Raw genomic sequence first — 19,492 nt, 5'->3', positions numbered from 1 at the left:
CTTGCTTGACTATCCAGTTTCAGGCTGGCTTTGAGCCTATATATCTCTTGTTGCAATTTCTCAATTACAAGCTGTTGCTGAACCAGTAAGCCAACGAGTTCCTCGGTGGGCAACTGTTTGAGTTGGTTTGGGTCAAGTTTGGGCTTCATGGCAACAGCACTCATATACCTTATATTTATTTAAGCAGATTTTGTGTTACTAGAGCGCCATCGTTGCGATTTTCCCACTCAGGTAGTTCTCCCCGTACCGGAGCAAAAGGGGCAAGCCGGGAGCCTCTGCCAAACTGCTATACTCGACTCCTAGCCAAAAGGAGGCGAAGCCTTCCCCCTTCATCGGATTTCCACGACCCCTGAATCCTTACGTAGCGCTGATAGGCTAAAGCCCTTACTACAAACTACAAATAGGACGACTAAACACTGGTGAATAGTCGCCCAGGCAACTTTTTTGCTGGGGTAATTTCAGTTGCGTTTAATCGTTGTTTGTTAGCCCTTCAATCATTTCTTTCGCTTTTTCTAACACATTCTTATCGGGCTGAGATTCTTCATACTTTTCCTTTTCCTCCTCGTAAAGTTTTTCCACCCCTTTTTGCGGATCTTCCGACAGTGCTTCTTTGGCTTCTTCGTAGGCTTTTTCTTTCTCTTGCTGTGGCAATCCTAATTCGGTCTTTTCTGTTTTTGGTGGAGTCGTCAAGGGTGTATCAGAGTCAGCTAATGCGGCTTGATTGCTCAGGAGTAATAAACCCCCTAGATTGATTAAAGTAATTAAACTTAAAGCCCAAAGCATTTTGCCAATCCGCCGCTGAAAATTGATTAAAAATTGTAACATTGCCATCTCCTTTAAAGTGTCAAACCGAAATTGGCTTGAAATGCTAATTATAGCTGATAATGATAACCTTAGCTTCTGTCCATGGATAGATATACTAATTTTATAATCGCCGCCAATCCTCAAGTTAAGCAATTATTACTGGCTAGGCTTGCTTGAATAGCTAAACCCATCCTACCCATTGAATTATTACTTATTATTTATGAATCTCTACTAATCCAGTCGAGAGCATTTTTTTTAACTCCTGGTTGAGTACCTGATACCCCCTAGGATTGATATGTAACGTATCGTAAACGTACTGGCTTTTAACCTGCTGCTCCTCTACCAAAAGTGAATAGGCATCTAAAATTAAGACCTTTTTGGCTTTTAGCGAGTAGAGGTCAGCATTGACATCCTCAACTGCTTTGGCGACATCAGGTGACCAAAACGGTTGACGAATCAGGGGAACCGGACCAATGGGAAAAATGGTGGTTAAAATAACGGTGGTGTCCTGTTTGACTGCACGAGCGACAATCTTGTGAATATTAGTCTTACAGTTACTGATAATAGTAGATTTTTGCTTAGGAAATAGCGGGATTGTTTTCAAGTCGTTAATCCCAACTTGCACAATGATAATATCGGGATTTAATGGTAAAATATGTTGATCAAAACGTCCCCATACCTGAGTGGATGTTTGACTACCAATGCCACGATTAATAAAAGAAACATCGTTGATATTGTCTGGCTCAACCCACATTGCTGCTCGCGAGTCACCAAAGAAGACAACGGTTACTGGAGAGTCACTCGATGAACGATCAACTAACGAATCCCCACTAAAGGTTTGTAGTCCGAGGGGATCGAGATTGGTTTTGTTCAGTTGCAGGTAGTACGATTTGGCTTGGGAGAAGAGGAAGATATTGACAACCAGTGACACAGCTAATGCGACTAGAGATAAGAATAATGCCAACTGAAATAAACGTTTTTGTTTCTGCATTTTGTAAATGTATTTGTTTCGACTATGCGCCTGTAACACGCCAAAACTTAACTGCTTCGCTTGCGAAATCTACCTCAATGCGACCTTATACTGAATGGATAATCATTTCAGTCTGGTTTAATTCTTAAGCTTAAGCTTAATTAATACATTCAGCTTAAGTGAGTGGGATTAAAATTAAGTGCATGACAGCTCATCGGAGGGTTGGATTGACTCGAAAGTCGTCAGAATCTCTTTAGGAATTCCCCGTGGGCGCATCGTAACCCCATCCACCCACACCCAGATTGCTTCGGCAATGACTAAGGGTTGCACTTCTCCCAATCGATGAATTTCATAACGTCTAATCGCCCGGGTTCCTTTCATCTGCTGTAGCCAAGTGGTGATTTCTAGGGTATCATCTGCCATTGCTGGACGCAGATAGTCAATTTCAATCCGACGCATGACAAACACACCTCCTAGATTTCGGCATTGTGCCAAAGAGTAACCCAGCAGTTGGGCGTGTTCCACGGCGGCTTGTTCAAGATAATTCTGGTAAACACCATTGTTGACATGTCCGAGGACATCAATTTCATAATGCCGCACCCGCAATTGCCTGGTATAGATTTGCATGGGCTTTCACTGTCGTCGAGGATTCTCAGGGTTGAGGATACGCGCTTTGGCGAGTCCCTAGCTAAGTTAGCATACTGAAAACTCTGGCACAGCCACGTCTATGACTGTCTTGATTTAGCCCAGATAGCGCCGCCGAGTATTTCAATAGCGTGCTTGATCGTTTATTATAGAAATTAAGCTGTTCTATTTTTTCTCACCTTGCCATTAACCAGGAGGAATCATTAATAAACGAATCCTGAAGTGGGTAGCGGCAAAATAGCTGAATGTCTAGAACACGACTAATCGCTTTCAGTCAGATTAGGCACAATCAAGAGACGGCTTGCCACTCTTGATTTTTGTTGCTGCATTGAGTGGTAAATTCCTCTAGGAAAACTACAAAATATTTGACTTTTTTGCCATTTAATGCTGGTATTAGAATTTATTGATTTGCTAATCAATACGTAAATTTTTTTTAATTTTTTTTGCAGTTTAGCCCGACAAATCAGGAAAAGCTACACAGAGCTTTGCAGTCTAGTTGTGGGTAGATAAACTAGTTAAGTGTTCAACTCTATGCATGGCAGATATAACCGACCCGCTTTTGCAACAGGGATGTTTCTAAAGTCAGAAAAAATCGTAACTTTGACTCTGGGATATGGGGAGGGAAACTGTCACTGCATTACCTTAGTACCGCACGATCTTGGACATCAAACGTCAAAAGCATTTTGCCATGACTCGGTTCACTGATTTGAATAGTCGGTTTTCCTGACGTCCGCGTGTGCTACCCTGAATCCTTATGTTCAGTCCCTTTATCGTTATCGCTGACTGAAATAAGTCCAAGTTTCTCCGCTCGGTAGAGTTTGTATGTTTCCCTTTTTCAATCGACTGTTAATCGATGGGTTGATTCATTGGTGTAATTTAACGGGTTGGCTTTTTGATTTCAGCCCAATTCCCCCAGTGCTAATGTATGGCGGTGTCTTCGCTGTCATGGGGTTACTGGCTATAGGTTTAGTCGGCTTAAGACAAACTCAACGAAAAAGAAATGCTACCGCTTTTGCCAATTCCCCAGAACACTTGACTAAAACAATACCAACCGACTTCGCCCCATTGTTTCAAGCGATTCCTCAGGCGGTAGTTGTTACGGATACAGACGGTTTTATCGTTAAGGTTAACTCAGCTTTTAATCAGCTTTTTGGGTATCAACCCGAAGCCTTAGGGGGACAACCCTTATCGCAGTTGTATGCGAATCCTGAGGAGTTTGATCCACAGACGATGAATCCGGATTCGGCAGATTTCAATCAGTCCAAACGGATAAACTATCAACGCCAAACGGGGAATAGTTTCAGCAGCGAAACCCTCAATAGTGTGGTTAAAGATAGGGAAGGAAACGTTGTGGGAATTCTCTGGCTGATTCGCGATATTAGCGATCGCCAGCAAACCGAACTCGCCCTGCAAGCCAGTGATGAACGCTTAAACCTGCTGATTGACGGGATCAAAGACTATGGGATTTACCTGCTGGATACTGAGGGTAAGATTGTTAGCTGGAATGCAGGCGCTCAACGTCTGAAAGGGTATTCAGCATCAGAGATCATTGGTCAACATTATCAGTGTTTTTTCCTAAAAGAAGACCAAGAAAATGGTAAACCCGAACAATCCTTAAAAATTGCCGCCGAAACGGGTCGATTTGAGGATGAAGGGTGGCGCGTGCGGCGGGATGGTTCCCAGTTTTGGGGTACCACAATTATTACAGCGCTGCGCGATGAAACAGGATACCTGCGGGGGTTTGCCAAAGTCACCCGCGACATTACTGAATCCAAGCAGACTGAGGTGCGCTTACAACTGTTGGAACGGGCGATCGCAGCCAGTAGTAATGGTATCCTGATTACTGATCCAAATGTACCCGATAATCCGATTATTTTCGTCAATCCCGGCTTTGAGCGAATTACCGGTTATTCAGCTCAAGAGGTTTTGGGAAAAAACTGTCGCTTCTTACAAGGAGATAATCAGCAACAACCGGGCTTAGATAAACTAAAAGCGGCGCTAAAAAACGAACAAGACTGTCACGTCATCCTGCAAAACACTCGCAAAGACGGGACACGCTTCTGGAATGAATTGTCCATTTCCCCCATCCGCGATCGCAATGGCAAACTTACCCACTATATTGGCATTCAAACGGATATTAGTGAACGTCGCCAAGCCGAACAAGAACGCGATCGCATCTTTGACTTGTCCGTTGATATGCTTTGTATTGCGGGGTTTGATGGCTATTTTAGACGCCTGAATCCCGCCTGGGAAAAAACTCTGGGGTGGAGTGAAGCCGAACTTTTAGCCCAACCTTATCTAGAATTGGTTCATCCCGATGATCGCGCCGTGACTCTGGCGGAAGCTGAACGACTGACAACCGGGAACGACTCTATTGCTTTTGAAAATCGCTATCGCTGTTCCGACGGTTCCTATCGCTGGCTGTTGTGGAATGCTAAAGCCTTAGTTGAAGAAGGATTAATTTATTGTGTCGCTCACGACGTAACTGAACGCAAGCAAGCCGAAGCCGCCTTACGGGAAAGTGAAGCCCGTTTCCGTACCATGGCAGATAGTGCGCCTGTACTGTTGTGGGTGGCGGGAACCGATGGACGCTGTACGTTTTTCAATCGCCCTTGGTTAGAATTTACCGGACGCCGTTTAGAAGATGAACTGGGCGAGGGGTGGCTAGAGGCGGTACATCCAGAGGACAAGGAGAATTGTTTACAGATTTATAGTCATTCCTTTCACCAGCGCCAAACCTTTCGCATGGAGTACCGAATGCGACGCGCTGATGGGGAATATCGTTGGATTTTAGATACAGGTGTGCCGCGATTTGACACGAATCGGGGGTTTCTGGGATATATCGGTTCCTGTATAGATATCACGGATGTGAAAGAAAGTCAAGCGGCACTCGAATATTCCCAATCCCTGCTATCGGGGGTCTTAAATAGTTCCCTGGATGGGGTAATGGCATTTGAAGCTGTTCGCGATCGCCAGGGCATAATTACTAATTTTAAATGGCTCCTGGTTAATCCGGCGGCGGAACGCATGGTGGGACGAACCCGTGAGCAACTCATGGGTCAGTATTTGCTCATGGAAATGCCAGGAAATCGCCAAGACGGACTCTTTGATTTCTATGTTCAGGTAACTGAAACCGGGATTCCGATTGAGCGAGAATTTCATTACCACCACGAAGGGATTCAGGCTTGGTTTCAAATCGCCGCCGTCAAATTAGGGGACGGATTTGCCGTTACCTTTGAAGACATCACCCATCGTAAACAAGCCGAGGACGCTTTATATCAGAAAAACTCAGAACTGCAAGCGATTTTTAACGCCCTTCCCGATTTGTATTTTCGCTTGAGTCAAGAGGGAACGATTCTCGACTATAAAGCCCCAAATGTGGGTGAATTATACGTCGAGCCAGAACAGTTTCTGGGACAACCTGTACACAATGTTCTCCCTGCTGATGTGAGTGATAAAATTCAGGGGGCGATCGCGCAGGTAATTCAGAGCCAATCCCCAGTTAGTCTGGACTATTCCTTATCCTTAGAGACAGGGGAGCAAAACTATGAAGCCCGACTCGTGCCATTTTTGGACAATCAGATTATTGGGATTATCCGGAATATTACCGAGCGCAAACAGATTGAACAACAAAAGCGCCAAGACGAAGCCGCGATTCGGGCTTTATATCGAGTGGCTGCTGCACCCAAACTCACGTTCGAGCAACGCCTACAAGGACTCTTAGCCTTAGGGCGGCGTCATTTTGGTCACGATGTCGGTATTGTGTCTCAGATTGAACAAGGGCGCTGTCTGGTGATTGCGGCTCAAGTTCCGCCTAAATCACCTCAACAGGTGCAGGCGGGAGATACATTTGAATTAGGACAGACAATTTGCAGCGAAACGATTCACGCCAAGGAACCGATCGCGTTCGAGTCGGCTGAAGATACAGAATGGGCAAATCATCAAGCCTGTCTTACGTTTGGGATTAAATCCTATCTGGGTACGAGTGTCAAGGTAGCGGGGACTGTTTATGGGGCGCTGTGCTTTTTAAGTCTCGATCCACGTCCCACCACCCTCACCGCCAACAATCGCTCGGCGTCCCCTCAACTGCTCAAACTTATGGCACAATGGGTCGGTCATGAGATCGAACGCCAACAAGCCAGAACCTTATTAGAGCGGCAATTGCAACGGATGTTGCTGCTCAAACAAATTACCCAAGAAATTCGCCAAAGCTTAGACAGTAAGCATATCTTTCAGACGGCGGCGACGCAAGTGGGTCAGGTTTTCGGTGTAAATCGTTGTCTGATTCATACCTATTTGGCAAAGCCTTGTCCGCAAATTCCGTTGGTGGCTGAGTATCTAGAACCCGGTTATGAGTCAACCCGACAGCAAACGATTCCCGTTGTAGGCAATCCTCACGCCCAAGCGGTGCTGGCGCAAGACCAAGCGGTGAGTTCCGAGAATGTTTATACTGATCCACAATTAGAGGGGGCGAATCAGCTTTGCCGTCAGATGGATCTCAAATCCATGCTTTCGGTGCGGACTTCGTATCAGGAGCAGACCAATGGTATTATTTGCCTGCATCAATGCGATCGCTTCCGTCAGTGGAGTGACGATGAAATTGAACTGTTAGAAGCGGTGGCGGCGCAAGTTGGGATTGCGTTAGCTCAAGCTCAACTCTTAGAACAGGAAAAGCAACGGCGGGAAGAATTGACGCTGAAGAACCTCGCCTTACATAAAGCGAAACGGGAAGCCGAAGTCGCTAATCGGGCAAAAAGTGAGTTTCTGGCAATGATGAGCCATGAAATCCGCACGCCGATGAATGCGGTGATTGGTATGGCGGGGTTGTTGTTGGATACTGAGTTGACGCCCCAACAGCAAGATTTTGCCAATACGATTAGTAGCAGTGGTGAAGCTTTACTGACGATTATTAATGATATTCTGGACTTTTCGAAAATAGAATCCGGCAAATTGGAGTTAGAGGAACACCCCTTTGATGTGCATGTTTGTATTGAGGAAGCGTTGGATTTAGTTGCCTCTCAAACGGCGGCGAAGGGATTGGAACTCGCTTATTTAATTGAACCCTTCGGCTTCGCTCAGGGTCAACCCCAAACCCCAACCACAGTTGTGGGTGATATTACCCGCCTGCGACAGATTCTGGTGAATTTGCTGAGTAATGCGGTGAAGTTTACGGAACAGGGGGAAGTGGTGGTATCGGTGATGAGTCGAGCGGTGTCTGGGGAAGCTGGGGAAGCTGGGGAAGCTGGGGAAGCTGGGGAAGCTGGGGAAGCTGGGGAAGCTGGGGAAGCTGGGGAAGCTGGGGAAGCTGGGGGAGCTGGGGAAGCTGGGGAAGCTGGGGAAGCTGGGGAAGCTGGGGGAGCAGAGGGAGCTGGGGGAGCAGAGGGAGCTGGGGAAGCTGGGGGAGCAGAGGGAGCTGGGGAAGCTGGGGAAGCTGGGGAAGCTGGGGGAGCAGAGGGAGCTGGGGGAGATGTTCCGGTGGAACGTCTGGAAGTCGAAGAAACCTACGAACTGCTATTTATGGTCAGAGATACGGGAATTGGCATTCCCCGCGATCGCATGAATCGGTTGTTTAAACCGTTCTCTCAGGTGGATGCGTCGATGACGCGCAATTATGGGGGGACAGGTTTGGGTTTAGCGATTAGTAAGCGCTTGAGTGAACGGATGGGCGGGCGCTTGTGGGCGGAAAGTGAGGTAGGGAAAGGTTCGACGTTTTATTTCACGATTGTAGTGAAATCAGACCCCCATTCGGTTACGGCGGAGTTGGATACACCTCAACCGGAGTTACGAGGAAAACGGTTACTGGTAGTGGATGATAATGCGACGAATCGGCAGATTATCACCCTACAGGCGCAGTCGTGGGGAATGGAGGTGACAACAGCCGCATCAGGAGAGCAAGCGCTGAATTGGTTAGCCGACTCAGAACCCTTTGATCTGGTGGTTTTGGATTGGCAAATGCCAGAAATGGATGGTTTGACCTTAGCGTTACAAATCCAGGCGTTACCGAACAGTGAACAACTCCCCTTGGTCATGCTCAGTTCTGTGGGTCGGCAAACCCCCTATCAACCCGATGATATGCCCAACTTTGCGGCATTTCTGACCAAGCCGATTAAGCAATCCCAGCTTTATAATATTTTTGTGACAATTTTAGGACGTAGGCGGATTTCGGTGCGTCCGGGCGATCGCTCATCGGGACTGATTGAGGCTCAGTTTGCCCAGAGGCTACCGTTAAGTATTCTGCTAGTCGAAGATGTGGCGGTTAATCAAAAGGTGGCTCGCCAGATGTTGCAGCGCTTAGGATATCGCGCCGATGTGGCGAACAATGGACAAGAGGCGCTGGAATCCCTGCGTCGTAAGTCCTATCAGGTTGTTTTCATGGATGTGCAGATGCCAGAAATGGACGGATTGGAGGCAACTCGCCGCATCCGGGCTGAATGGTCGTCAGCTTGCCAACCCTGGATTATTGCCATGACTGCTCATGCGATGCAGGGAGACCGAGAACAATGTTTGCAAGTGGGTATGAATGACTATATCAGTAAACCAATTCGACCGGAAGCCCTGGTTCAAGTCTTAACCACTTATGCTCAAGTGCTGGATCAAGAAGGCAGAGATAGTATAACGGATTATTCAGAGGACGTATCTGTGCCAGAAATAACCTCAGACTCCAGTGTCACCCCTGCTTTGGATCGGCAAGTGCTGCAAGATTTAAGAGAAATTGCCGGAGACGATTATGAGGGGTTAATCGCGGAAGTGATTGACAGTTATCTGGAAGACTCCCCACCTAGGGTACAAGCAATTCGGAGTGCGATCGCTCATGATGATGCTAATGCTTTGCACCAATCTGCCCATGCGTTGAAATCATCGAGTCTAACGATTGGAGCAACGGGTTTGGCGAAACTGTGTGCTGAGTTAGAAGCGTTGGGTCGCACGGGAAACCTAGAGGGTGCAGCCACTCTGATTTCCCAGTTTGATGCGGAGTATGAGCGAGTTGTCACTGCGTTGCAACAAGAGCATCCGAGGAAACTATGATGAATCAGCCTGACTTTCACCGTGACTCGCCCCTGATTTTGATTGTGGATGATGAAAAGACCCTACGCCTGGTGCTGCGTCGGGCGATGGAACAGGAGGGGTATCGGGTGTCAGAAGTGGGGGATGGGCATCAATGTCTGGCGTTTTGCACCGAACAGTTACCGGATATTATTTTGTTGGATGCGATGATGCCTGTGATGGATGGGTTTACCTGTTGCGCTCAGTTACAGGAACGATTTGGTCAGGAATGCCCACCTGTGTTGATGATTACGGGACTGAATAATCAGGAATCTGTAGACCGCGCTTTTGAAGCAGGCGCTACAGATTATATCACTAAACCGATTCATTGGGCGGTGCTGCGGCAACGAGTGCGGCGGTTACTGCATACGCATTGGGTGATGGCGGAGTTACACCGCAAAATTGAGCAAGAACGGGTGCTGAAGGCGAAGTTAGAGGAAATGAATCAGGAGTTGCAACGGTTGGTTGATTTGGATGGATTGACTCAGATTGCCAATCGTCGGGCGTTTGATGAGGCATTGCAGCAGGAGTGGAAACGATTGGCGCGGGAACAATCACCTCTGTCGTTAATTTTGTGTGATATTGATTTTTTTAAGGCATATAACGATACGTATGGACATCAAGCGGGAGATGAGTGTCTTAAACAAGTTGCTGATATTTTGCGTAAAGCGGCAAAGCGTCCAGCGGATGTGGTAGCTCGATATGGGGGTGAGGAATTTGTGGTGATTTTACCGAATACATCCCTCAGAGGTGCCATGCAGGTGGCAGAATCGATTCGCTCGAAACTGAAGTCGCGAGCGATTGTGCATGAGGGGTCTGGGGTGAGTAAATTTGTTACCTTAAGTTGTGGTGTCGCTGGGGTGATTCCGCCGCCAAAAACGACTCCGGATCGGCTAATTGCTGAGGCAGATCAAGCGCTGTATAAAGCTAAGGTAGAAGGGCGCGATCGCGTGGTAGGAAATTTGGTTGAGGTTTGATTGTTATTTGTCATTGGTCATTTGTCATTGGTCATTTGTCATTTGTCATATTAAATTCGTTATAATGTCAAAATACCCTTTCGTTTCTTTACGATTAGTTCCATACTATCTAACCACTGAGAACCGATTAAAATATCAGGTAGTCCTTCTCCAACGTGAACGGGAATGGTAAACTCTTGGTTATCGATCATTACCGTTCCTGCGTAGAGGTCAAAAAGCTCATTACCTCGCGCCGTTTTCATATCGATTTCATAGGCGATCGCAGACCACTGTAACGCCTCGATATCCTGAGCGTTAAGCGCTAGCCAACCTGTCGTAAAACCCGTATCGAGAAGTGCTTCAACGGCAAAATGTTCGCCATTTGCGGCTATCAGTTCAATCTCAAAGAACAACTCCCCATTTTCACCAAACCTGCCTACAATCATATCGTGCCGCAGGTTCCGGTTTCATTGAGTCGAAAGATTGTTAACTTAACATCAGTATTGACATAACGTTCTTGTCCTTTTTGAATCACTCCTTCTAGTTTTGGGTCAATTAAATAGTCGCCACTATCGGGTTCTATGGCAATGAACCAATTGTAGTATTGTTCAATCAGTTCCGGGCGAAGTCGTTCAAAAATAACTCGGCAACGCTTGCCCAGTTCAATGCGTTTCGCTCGGCGTCTGGCTAATTCTTCTGGCGGAATGGTATATTCTGGGAATATCCGTCCCCGTTTTGCTTGGCGCTTCTGTGGTAAGGATGTCATGTTGATAAGAGAATGTTACATTAGGGATTATAGTAATGGTATTGTAGCTAAATCTGCCCCAGTAAATTCAGGGGGGTGCCGTGCGATCGCGTGTTAATAAAAGTGTCCCCACTCTGTTTTAAATGCCACTCCATAAGCTGTCATACATTTAAATTGGGTATGAGTAGCGAGCAAGATGCTCACCCTACAAGAATGCTCGCCATCATCATAAAATTGCACCTAAATTCCAACAGCACGAGAAATCCACACAGCATTATCCAAAAGTGCGATCGCAGATCTTGTAGGGTGCGTTAATGAAATGTAACGCACCATGTATAGGTTGATTGAATCTATGTCTGTTGTCCTGAGTCGGGGTTGAGTCTCAAAGCGTCGTCAGCGAGGCTCAACAGAGCAACTAAACCATTCCCCCGCCAAGAACTCAAGTTCTTGGCTCAAAGCGCAAGTCGTCTAAAGACGACTCGGATTATTATAGAAACAACCCCAAAAGTTAGACACGTCTGTCTGCATTGAAACAATTAACGGTATTTATTTCATGTCCTAATTACCCTGGCGTTAAACACTCATGGATGTAAGTTTTGAGTGGGAGATAGGAAAATTATGTAGGGGCGGGTTTTACTACTATCTTTTCCGTTGCATCCAGATGTGACTAAACCCGCCCTGACTCAGGTTTATTCCCCCGCCAAGAACTCAAGTTCTTGGCTCAAAGCGCAAGTCGTCTGAAGACGACTCAAATTCTTATAGAAACAACACCAACCGTTAGATACGCCTGTCTGCATTGAAACAATTAACGGTATTTATTTCATGTCCTAATTACCCTGGCGACTGCTATACCAAATTCGGGGAACGTTATCCCCGTTATAACCCAGTCCGCGCAGGCGGACTTTGTTTGTGTAGCAGCGATTTCAATCGCCTCCTCTTGCTTCTCGCCTAAGACGGAAAAAAATAGGGATGATATTCACCATCCCTACTCAATGACTCAATTAAACTGTCTGAAATTACAGCACAGGAACATACTGCTCCTTTTCTGGAACATGAGTATATTCCGCCACAATCTGACGAAACTCCTCGCCGTCAATCGTTTCCCTCTCAATCAACAGATCCACCAAGCGGTCAATTACGACGCGATTGTCGCGCATAATTCGCTTAGCATCGTCGTGACAATGTTCCACAATCCGGCGCACTTGTTCATCAATGCGAGATGCGACTTCTTCGGAATACTCCGCCCGATTCGTCAAGCCGCCACCGAGGAATACTTCTCCCTGTTGACTTTCTAGAGACAAAGGACCTAAATCGGACATGCCGAAACGGGTAACCATTTGTCGCGCCATTCCGGTTACCTGCTGTAAATCACCGCCAGCACCTGTGGTAACTTCAGAATGACCAAAAATCTCTTCTTCGGCAGCACGACCCCCTAATGCCCCAGTAATCCGGGCTTTAAGTTGTGCGCGGGTAATTAAGCCTTGTTCTTCACTGGGCGTAAACCAGGTTAATCCTTGGGCTTGACCCCGAGGAATTAAGGTGACTTTCTGCACTGGATCATGATCTTTTAACACTGTCCCCACGATCGCATGACCGACTTCATGGTAGGCAATTAACCGCTTACTCTTGCTATCCACTAACGGTGTGCCTTCCATACCAGCCACAACCCGGTCAACGGCGTCGTTGATTTCCAGCATAGTAATCGCTTCTTTACGCCGACGGGCTGTCAGAATTGCCGCTTCATTCAACAAGTTGGCTAAATCTGCCCCAGTAAATCCAGGGGTACGCCGCGCGATCGCTTCAATGGAAATTTCCGATGCAAGTTTCTTATTCCGCGCATGGACTTCCAGAATACCAATCCGTCCTTTCAAATCCGGCGCATCGACAATCACCTGACGGTCAAATCGTCCGGGACGCAATAGGGCGGAGTCTAACACATCAGGACGGTTGGTTGCAGCAATAATGATAATCCCAGTATTGCCTTCAAATCCATCCATCTCTGTCAGCAACTGGTTCAACGTCTGCTCACGCTCATCGTTACCGCCGCCGATACCAGCACCCCGTTGTCGTCCTACGGCGTCAATCTCATCAATAAAGATCAGACAAGGTGCATTTTCCTTGGCTTTCTTGAACAAGTCACGGACACGGGACGCACCCACACCGACAAACATTTCCACGAATTCACTACCAGAGATACTAAAGAAAGGCACTCCAGCTTCACCCGCGATCGCTTTCGCCAATAATGTTTTACCTGTTCCCGGAGGTCCAACTAACAGCACCCCTTTCGGAATCCGTGCGCCAACTGCCGTAAACCGTTCGGGCTGCTTCAGGAACGTAACCACTTCCTGCAATTCTTCCTTGGCTTCCTGAATTCCCGCCACATCATCGAAAAGAATTCCGGTTTTCGCTTCCATCTGGAACCGGGCGCGAGACTTACCAAAGTTCATCGCTTGACCGGGACCTCCGCCCATATTACTGGAACGACGGAATAGGAAAAATAACCCACCAATTAATAAAATCGGAAAAATTAAATTCCCTAAGATTCCCCAAATCGCCCCATCTTGGCGGGCGGGATGGGTATCTAAAGCAATATCAGCCTCTCTCAGCTTAGTGATTAGCTCCGGAGAATTAGCAGGCAAATCGACGCGCCAGCGATTCGTTTTATTCAGCTCCGGGTCAGTCGCTTCTACAATTGCCGTTTGACCCCCATCATAGAGGTCAACACTCGTGACTCTCCCTTTCTCAACGTATTCTAAAAAGCGACCATAATTCATCCGGGTGCTGGCGGTATTTTGACTTAAATCACCAACAGCCGGAGAAAACGCTCCCTGCCATAGGAAAAACCCAATGACAAGAGCGGGTATTGTCCAAAGTAGGAGAATTCTCCAGGAAAATTTCATTGCTTATGAGCCTCTAGATATTTGTTTTCTGCTTTGGCTTTTGCTCTTAAAGAGCCTCTTGTTTAGCACAAAGCCTAGCTTAAACGGTGGTTTCAATAGGAAACTTTACTTCTGCTTAATCAAATTTAACGTAATTCTCAGGATTTGGGCAACTGTCTTATGGTCATTCGTCATTCGTCATTTGTCATTCGTCATTCGTCATTCGTCATTCGTCATACTCGCTATCGCGAGAAGCAAGCTACGTCATTCATCCTTTGTCCATTAGTAATCCGCTTCCCCAGCTTCCCCAGCTTCCCCAGCTTCCCCAGCTTCCCCAGCTCCCCCAGCTCCCCCAGCTTCCCCAGCTCCCCCAGCTTCCCCAGCTTCCCCAGCTTCCCCATCACCCCATCACCCCATCACCCCATCACCCCATCACCCCATCACCCCATCACGACACCCTAATCAAGAACGCGCCTACACTGGAGGATTCAATCCTCAACCTGTAGACGCGCTCATCTTAGCCGGACAACAACCTGGGGTGTTTAGCTACCAAGGGAACCATATTAGTAGGTTTCAACATGCCAGCGATGGGCTTTCTTCATAGATTTCTGGAAATCAGCCCAGTTCATCCCTTGCCGTTCAGCAGCAGCCGCAAGTGCTTCATCAATGCCATCTTCCATTCCCTTGAGTCCGCAAATATAGGTGTGGGTATTATCCTTCTGCATTAACTCAAACAGTTCATCGGCATGTTCATCCACCCGATGCTGGATATACATCTTGCCACCCTCTTTGTTCTTCTGTTCGCGGCTGATGGCATAAGTGAGACGGAAATTATCGGGAAACTCGTGCTGGAGTTTTTCCAATTCCTCTTTGTACAGAATGTTTGCCGTATAGGGGATACCAAAAATCAGCCACGCAAACCCTTTGAAGTTGTAGTCTTCATGCTTTTCTTTCAACATCCGCCACAGGTAAGCTCGGAAGGGGGCAATTCCTGTACCTGTTGCCATCATCAGGATGGTAGCATCTGGATCTTCGGGAAGTAACATTTCTTTCCCAACCGGTCCTGTGATCTTGACATCATCGCTGCCAACTGGCAGATTGCACAAGTAGCTTGAGCAGACGCCATAGACGGTTTCCCCAGTTTCTGGGTGCTTGTACTCCAGTTGTCTAACACAAAGGGAAACTGTCTTATCATCCTCGTGATCACCATGACGAGTGGAGGCAATGGAGTAGAGTCTGAGTTTATGCGGTTTACCCCTTTCGTCTTCCCCCGGTGGGATAATGCCGATACTCTGACCTTCCAAGTACCACATATCCCCGTCAGAGATGTCAAAGGTGACGTGGCGAACTGTCCCTGATCCCCCTTCTGCAACCAGTTCGTAGTTTTCAATGCATTTGCCTAGATAGGGTTTTTTGGGCTTGTACAGATTGACAGGAACACCCTCTTTTGAGGATTTTTTATGAACGATAGTTTCCGGCGACGGCGCTGCCTCGGCTTCAGTGGCTTTGCCATTCATTCCATTCTTGGCATTCATCACACCATCAAGAGGTTGAATGCTGACGATTTTGCCACCCATGCGGGTGATTCGTTGCATTTCTTGATTCATTCGACTGTATGGCACCGTAATATACGTATTACCACTGCGACGAATGGGATAATCCATTTTGTCGGTTGCGGTGTTCTGACTTAGACCTGTCACTTCGTAAAGAAACAGACGATTCTTGGGTGTGGTGTTACTAGACATTGCGTTATTTCTCTCTAAACCAATCGATTACGATATATTGCTCAGTAAAACATTTCATCAATTCGCGACGAATGAAGCAACCTCCCAATCAGGGTTTCAGTCGCTTCATCCCGTAGAGTTGATGGCAGGTCGTTGACCTTGATACCTGGCTGTGGACTCCCGTTATTCCCCCGTTAGCTAATCCGGCAATAGATGTCCCACGCTGTAACTTTTATTCAGTGTGGGATGAATTCCCAGTAATGCAAATCCGAGTGGCATTGTATCCAATCGCTGTTTGGGCAACAGACTTGGTTTCCAGCCCACACGCTCACGACAAAGCGGAGCGTGTACAGTCGTTGGCTCGGCTCAACTGGGTGGGGAATGAAGTAGGTTCAATGTATACTCTAGAATACGTCTAATTGATTGAGTTGGCAAAGTTCCGACTCTTATGACTCCTGTGGGCATCTGTATAGGAGGCAATTCTCAGCAGGTGGCTCCGGTGGAGAACTCGGTCATTGACCGACAAACAGTCAAAATCGAGTCAATTTGAAATTTTTTGATCCAATTTGCACAACTCACTTTAGGATTATGTTAAGGAATTGAGGAGAAACGTTAAGACTTGTAGACATAATCTCATTTTGGTAGAATCCACAAACAGCCGTTAGTATTAAATACTTACCCCGTGTCTGGTTGGAGTCTTATCCGCTGGGGAAGACTCACACCTGTCGCCAATCCGTGACGGGTTAAAGGCACGCGATCAACAAACGGGTTGACCCTAGACTTAGGACTTGGATTGCTGGAAACTCTATTTGAAACTATTTTTTGCGTTAGAGGGAAACTATGACCACTCAGTTAGACCGCGTGGTACTAATAGCCGTCGCTGGAGACTCTGGATGCGGGAAGTCCACATTTCTGCATCGCTTGGCAGACCTATTTGGTGAAGAGTTTATGACGGTCATCTGCTTAGATGACTATCACAGCTTAGACCGTAAAGGGCGTAAAGCGGCAGGGGTAACAGCCCTTAACCCCAAGGCGAATAATTTTGACCTGATGTATGAGCAAATCAAAGCGCTCAAAAATGGTCAGGCAATTGATAAGCCAATTTATAACCACGAGACTGGTGAACTTGATCCACCGGAACGGGTAGAACCCAATAAAGTCGTGGTAATCGAAGGATTGCACCCGTTGTACGATGAGCGGGTGCGATCGCTGGTTGATTTCGGTGTTTATCTCGATATCAGTGATGAGGTCAAGATTAACTGGAAAATCCAGCGGGACATGGCAGAACGGGGACATACCTACGAAGATATTCTAGCGTCGATTAACGCTAGACGCCCTGACTTCAGTGCTTACATCGAACCCCAAAAAGAGTTTGCTGATGTCGTGATTCAGATATTACCGACTCAGTTGCTCAAAGACGACAAGGAATGCAAGATCCTGCGGGTGCGCTTGGTACAGAAAGAAGGTGTAGAAGGATTTGAGCCAGTCTATCTGTTTGATGAAGGGTCTACCATTGACTGGAGACCTTGTGGTCGTAAGTTGACCTGTGCTTATCCTGGGATCAAGCTGTACTATGGTCCGGATAGTTACTTCGGTCATGATGTTTCCGTCTTGGAAGTGGATGGTCAATTTGACAATCTAGAGGAGATGATTTACATCGAAAGTCACCTCAGCAACACCTCCACGAAATACTATGGTGAGATGACCGAACTGTTGCTCAAGCATAAGGACTATCCCGGTTCTAACAATGGTTCTGGATTATTCCAGATTCTGGTGGGGCTGAAGATGCGATCAACCTACGAACGGTTAACATCTAAGGCGCAAGTACCCGCGAATGTGTAACTGATGGAAACCGCGTCTACGTTGAAACCTGTAGGTTTTCCCTAAGACAATCTCCAGTTTTCAACTTGGACGGGATATAGTTAGTTGTATATTGCCCATGCCATACTCTTTGATGTGGCGTGGGTTAACTATTAATCTAAGCAAGATCCCCGACTTCGTAGGAGTTGTCGGGGATATGTCTGTGTACCTCACTTACTTAAAAAGCGCTGTAAGAGACTAATTAACCATCAAGGTGATCAATTGTGATACAAATGCAGATTAAGCGATGTGTCAAAATTGATAGGCTTGGCAAAATCACTCGATGGAAACCCAAACTAAAAGGAGTGCATAGCATAAATGTGTGGTATTGCTGGAATATGGGGGCAAATTGATCAAACCAGCGTTAAAAAGATGATGGATACTTTAATCCATCGAGGTCCAGACGCTGAAGGAATGTTTGTATCTCCGATTAAGGCAGGTGTTCTGGGACATCGACGGTTGAGTATTATGGACCCGCAAGGGGGAAACCAACCGATATACGGTGATCGCAATTCTCGGGTGATTATCGGAAATGGCGAAATTTATAACTTTCCCCAGTTACTCCCGCAGTTAGCGGAACGATTTAAGTTCCGGACTAAAAGCGATACAGAGGCAATTTTGCATCTGTACGAAGATCAGGGAATCGAGTCCGTTGACCAACTTGATGGCATGTACGCCTTTGCGATCGCAGATGGGGATCAATTGTTTGCCGCCCGTGATCCCATTGGCATCAAACCCCTATACTATGGCAAAAAAGACAATGCGTTTGTTTTTGCCTCAGAACTCAAAGCGATCGCGAATTTTTGCGACAATGTCCAGGAATTCCCAGCCGGAACCTTTTTCTCCTCAGAAACTGGGTTTTCGACGTTCTACCAAGTGCCAGATATTCAGCCAGAGGTAGACGCAGATGCAGACGCTTTAATTCGCGAAGTGCGGGAAACAGTAGAGGCGTCTGTTGTCAAGCGCCTGATGAGTGATGTTCCCCTCGGTTGCTTCCTCTCCGGTGGCTTAGACAGCAGTATCACCACGGCGGTAGCCAGACAGCATATCGAGAAACTGCACACCTTCTCCGTGGGGATTGAAGGGAGTAAAGACATAAAAGCTGCCCGTTTAGTCTCCCAGTATCTGGATACGATTCACCATGAATATCTAATTACACCCAAAGAAGTTCAGGAGAAGCTACCCGAAATAATTTATTCCTTGGAATCCTTTGACCAAGACTTAGTTCGCAGTGCGATTCCCTGTTACTTTACCTCACGACTCGCCGCCGAGTATGTCAAGGTGATTCTCACGGGCGAGGGGGCTGATGAACTGTTTGCGGGTTACACCTACTACAAAGGCATTCCTGATAACGATACACTACATCGCGAATTGCGTCGCTCAGTGACGAGCCTGCACAATATTAACTTACAGCGAGTAGACCGTTTAACCATGGCTCACTCCCTGGAAGGACGAGTTCCCTTTTTGGATCTGAAAATGATTGAACTCGGTCAAAGAATTCCCGCCCATTTAAAACTCGCGGGTGATCCATTAGTCGAAAAATGGATTTTGCGAAAAGCCTTTGAGGATCTGCTACCTTCTGAAATTGTTTGGCGCACGAAAGAGCAGTTTGATGAAGGCAGTGGCACAGTGGATTTATTAACGCAAATGCTGGCAAAGGGAATGAGTGAAGACGAAGCCCAAGCCTATCGCCAGAAACATCCAGAAGCGCGATTACGTTCTGCGGAAGAGTGCTATTATCACCAGATATTTATGGATGTGTTTGAGCAGCCGGAATCAATTCTGGCGAATGTTGCTCGTTGGTCAGAACGACCCGTTTAGGGGAGCTGGGGGAGCAGGGGAAGCAGATGGGAGCAGGGGGAGCA

12 protein-coding genes are annotated in these 19,492 nt (G+C 47.0%); 5 read left to right on the top strand and 7 right to left on the bottom strand.

All coding sequences use genetic code 11. The features are described from left to right. Positions 1-468 precede the first annotated feature (468 nt). From RIC07_RS23650 to RIC07_RS23640, 3 genes are all read right to left on the bottom strand, one after another. Positions 469-825, bottom strand: coding sequence for a hypothetical protein (locus RIC07_RS23650; protein ID WP_446396645.1), 357 nt, complete (start codon positions 823-825; stop codon positions 469-471). 193 nt (positions 826-1,018) lie between these two features. Then, positions 1,019-1,795 carry an SGNH/GDSL hydrolase family protein gene (locus tag RIC07_RS23645; RefSeq protein WP_446396644.1) on the bottom strand — a complete coding sequence of 259 codons (777 nt, stop codon included), beginning with the start codon at positions 1,793-1,795 and terminating at the stop codon, positions 1,019-1,021. A 174-nt stretch (positions 1,796-1,969) separates the two neighbouring features. Then, positions 1,970-2,401: an acyl-CoA thioesterase gene (locus tag RIC07_RS23640; RefSeq protein ID WP_446383902.1), complete on the bottom strand. Its 432-nt coding sequence runs from the start codon at positions 2,399-2,401 to the stop codon at positions 1,970-1,972. A gap of 840 nt (positions 2,402-3,241) precedes the next feature. Here RIC07_RS23640 and RIC07_RS23635 point away from each other — a divergent pair. Together RIC07_RS23635 and RIC07_RS23630 are read left to right on the top strand one after the other, a co-directional pair. Next, positions 3,242-9,445, top strand: coding sequence for a PAS domain S-box protein (locus RIC07_RS23635; protein ID WP_446396643.1), 6,204 nt, complete (start codon positions 3,242-3,244; stop codon positions 9,443-9,445). Next, the gene (locus RIC07_RS23630) at positions 9,445-10,440 is read left to right on the top strand and encodes a diguanylate cyclase domain-containing protein (protein ID WP_446396650.1); all 996 of its coding nucleotides are present in this window, start codon (positions 9,445-9,447) and stop codon (positions 10,438-10,440) included. Before RIC07_RS23635 ends, RIC07_RS23630 begins: the two co-directional genes overlap by 1 nt. A gap of 59 nt (positions 10,441-10,499) precedes the next feature. Here the strand turns inward: RIC07_RS23630 and RIC07_RS23625 are convergent, their stop codons facing one another. The 3 genes from RIC07_RS23625 to ftsH2 form a co-directional block, all read right to left on the bottom strand. Further along, positions 10,500-10,865, bottom strand: a complete 366-nt coding sequence (locus RIC07_RS23625; RefSeq protein WP_446396642.1) for an aspartyl protease — start codon at positions 10,863-10,865, stop codon at positions 10,500-10,502. Then, positions 10,862-11,185 (bottom strand): hypothetical protein, encoded by a 324-nt coding sequence (locus RIC07_RS23620; protein ID WP_446396641.1) that lies wholly within the window; start codon positions 11,183-11,185, stop codon positions 10,862-10,864. The genes RIC07_RS23625 and RIC07_RS23620 overlap by 4 nt, the downstream gene beginning before the upstream one ends. 995 nt (positions 11,186-12,180) lie before the next feature. Then, entirely contained in the window at positions 12,181-14,064 is a 1,884-nt protein-coding gene (gene ftsH2 / locus RIC07_RS23615) for an ATP-dependent zinc metalloprotease FtsH2 (protein ID WP_446383892.1), read from the bottom strand. A 254-nt stretch (positions 14,065-14,318) separates the two neighbouring features. Here ftsH2 and RIC07_RS23610 point away from each other — a divergent pair, with 254 nt between their 5' ends. Continuing rightward, positions 14,319-14,549 carry a hypothetical protein gene (locus RIC07_RS23610; RefSeq protein ID WP_446396640.1) on the top strand — a complete coding sequence of 77 codons (231 nt, stop codon included), beginning with the start codon at positions 14,319-14,321 and terminating at the stop codon, positions 14,547-14,549. A 57-nt stretch (positions 14,550-14,606) separates the two neighbouring features. Here RIC07_RS23610 and petH read toward each other — a convergent pair whose 3' ends face one another. Then, positions 14,607-15,788 carry a ferredoxin--NADP reductase gene (gene petH / locus RIC07_RS23605; protein WP_446396639.1) on the bottom strand — a complete coding sequence of 394 codons (1,182 nt, stop codon included), beginning with the start codon at positions 15,786-15,788 and terminating at the stop codon, positions 14,607-14,609. Between the two features lie 819 nt (positions 15,789-16,607). On the opposite strand from petH, the gene RIC07_RS23600 reads away from it, so the two are divergent. Together RIC07_RS23600 and asnB are read left to right on the top strand one after the other, a co-directional pair. Continuing rightward, a complete protein-coding gene (locus RIC07_RS23600; protein ID WP_446383888.1) occupies positions 16,608-17,609 on the top strand; it encodes a phosphoribulokinase in 1,002 nt (333 codons plus the stop codon). 336 nt (positions 17,610-17,945) lie between these two features. Further along, positions 17,946-19,448 (top strand): asparagine synthase B, encoded by a 1,503-nt coding sequence (asnB, locus tag RIC07_RS23595; RefSeq protein ID WP_446396638.1) that lies wholly within the window; start codon positions 17,946-17,948, stop codon positions 19,446-19,448. The last annotated feature ends 44 nt before the right edge of the window (positions 19,449-19,492 follow it).

It is taken from the genome of Coleofasciculus sp. E1-EBD-02 (genome assembly GCF_040218245.1).
Lineage (GTDB): Bacteria > Cyanobacteriota > Cyanobacteriia > Cyanobacteriales > Coleofasciculaceae > Coleofasciculus.
Note: the sequence above shows the minus strand (reverse complement) of the source record. Positions and strands in the feature narration are given on the sequence as shown.

Coding starts and splice junctions, on each gene's coding strand:
- RIC07_RS23640 (WP_446383902.1), bottom strand. CDS start 2,401: ATGCAAATCTATACCAGGCAATTGCGGGTGCGGCATTATGAAATTGAT.
- RIC07_RS23650 (WP_446396645.1), bottom strand. CDS start 825: ATGTTACAATTTTTAATCAATTTTCAGCGGCGGATTGGCAAAATGCTT.
- RIC07_RS23630 (WP_446396650.1), top strand. CDS start 9,445: ATGAATCAGCCTGACTTTCACCGTGACTCGCCCCTGATTTTGATTGTG.
- asnB (WP_446396638.1), top strand. CDS start 17,946: ATGTGTGGTATTGCTGGAATATGGGGGCAAATTGATCAAACCAGCGTT.
- RIC07_RS23635 (WP_446396643.1), top strand. CDS start 3,242: ATGTTTCCCTTTTTCAATCGACTGTTAATCGATGGGTTGATTCATTGG.
- RIC07_RS23600 (WP_446383888.1), top strand. CDS start 16,608: ATGACCACTCAGTTAGACCGCGTGGTACTAATAGCCGTCGCTGGAGAC.
- ftsH2 (WP_446383892.1), bottom strand. CDS start 14,064: ATGAAATTTTCCTGGAGAATTCTCCTACTTTGGACAATACCCGCTCTT.
- RIC07_RS23645 (WP_446396644.1), bottom strand. CDS start 1,795: ATGCAGAAACAAAAACGTTTATTTCAGTTGGCATTATTCTTATCTCTA.
- RIC07_RS23620 (WP_446396641.1), bottom strand. CDS start 11,185: ATGACATCCTTACCACAGAAGCGCCAAGCAAAACGGGGACGGATATTC.
- RIC07_RS23625 (WP_446396642.1), bottom strand. CDS start 10,865: ATGATTGTAGGCAGGTTTGGTGAAAATGGGGAGTTGTTCTTTGAGATT.
- petH (WP_446396639.1), bottom strand. CDS start 15,788: ATGTCTAGTAACACCACACCCAAGAATCGTCTGTTTCTTTACGAAGTG.